General features: G+C 66.1%; 1 protein-coding gene and 1 pseudogene. Both read left to right on the top strand.

All coding sequences use genetic code 11. From position 1 onward, the window contains the following. Window positions 1-193, top strand: a pseudogene (locus ENZ75_RS33340) (GntR family transcriptional regulator); the annotation flags it as partial. Between the two features lie 177 nt (window positions 194-370). Further along, a partial coding sequence (locus ENZ75_RS33335) for an AMP-binding protein (RefSeq protein WP_164888251.1) occupies window positions 371-771 on the top strand: 401 nt, incomplete at its 3' end.

Genomic DNA, 771 nt, shown 5'->3' with positions numbered 1-771 from the left:
TGATGGCGAAGGCGTCCAGCGCGACGATTTCGGCGAGCATCGTCTGATCGCCGAATGTGCCCTCGACGGCAATGCCGACGGTGCCGTCGAGGCCCTGCTCAACCACTACCGGTTGACTGCGGCCATGTGCATGAAGCGCTTCGAGCAGGACGAGGAAACGAAAGAAATCGCCGGCAAACGCGCTCGGCGATAGCAGTCGTTTCCTGGCGGGTCTCTTGTGCTCGTTTCTTGCACGCAAACTGCGTCGGCGCGGCCGGCGCGAACCGCTGTCGGCGGGCTTGACGGCGCGGCCAAGAACCGCGAACTCTCGCCGCCGAGGCATGCCGCGACAGGCGCATGCTCAGCGCCGCAGCACCCCAGGGAAGTCTTCATGAGCAATCATCTGTTCGATGCGTTCCGGTCCCGGATGCCGGCGCCAGCGCGCTTGCTGATGGAAACCGATGATGGCCGCTCGATCACCTATGGCGATATGCTGGCCCGCTCGGCGCAGCTTGCGCATGCGCTCCTGCAACTGGATGTCGAGCCCGGTGACCGCGTTGCCGTGCAGGTCGAGAAGAGCCCGGAAGCGGTCATGCTCTATCTCGCCTGCCTGCGCGCCGGCGCCGTCTTCCTGCCGCTCAACACCGCCTACACGCTGGCTGAGCTGGAGTATTTCTTCGGCGACGCGGAACCACGCCTGGTCGTCTGCGATCCGGCAAGAGCGGCCGACATCGGCGCGCTGGCGGAAAAGACGGGCGCCGTCACCGTCACGCTCGGCCGCGATGGCCGGGG

The organism is Mesorhizobium sp. M7A.F.Ca.CA.002.04.1.1, from assembly GCF_004022805.1.
In the GTDB taxonomy this organism is placed as follows: domain Bacteria; phylum Pseudomonadota; class Alphaproteobacteria; order Rhizobiales; family Rhizobiaceae; genus Mesorhizobium; species Mesorhizobium ciceri.
Note: the sequence above shows the minus strand (reverse complement) of the source record. Positions and strands in the feature narration are given on the sequence as shown.